This window comes from Acidovorax sp. HMWF029 (genome assembly GCF_003060895.1).
Taxonomy (GTDB): Bacteria; Pseudomonadota; Gammaproteobacteria; order Burkholderiales; family Burkholderiaceae_C; genus Acidovorax.
Map to the genome: position 1 here is coordinate 2,374 of NZ_QAIH01000329.1, position 258 is coordinate 2,631.

Below are 258 nucleotides of genomic sequence, written 5' to 3' on the forward strand. Positions count from 1 at the left end.
GGCGCAGCTGCAAAGCACCGCCGTGTTCCGCCATATCACGGCGCCGCTGGTGCGGTTCAAGCGCCCCGGCGGCGCGCCCTGGCCCACCCACTGGTCCCCCGGCAACCTGCGCGTGCAGATGTGGCTGCTGGGCCTGCTGCCCATGGGCCCACAAACCGTGCGCATTTCCATTGAGGCGCCTGCGCAGGCCGGCGGCTGGCCCACACTGCGCGACAACGGCGAAGGCATGCTGATGCGGCGCTGGGACCACCGCATCAC

1 pseudogene is annotated in these 258 nt (G+C 71.3%); it reads left to right on the top strand.

Annotated elements, in window-relative coordinates:
* Window positions 1-258: pseudogene (locus DBR12_RS21870) on the top strand (hypothetical protein); the annotation flags it as partial.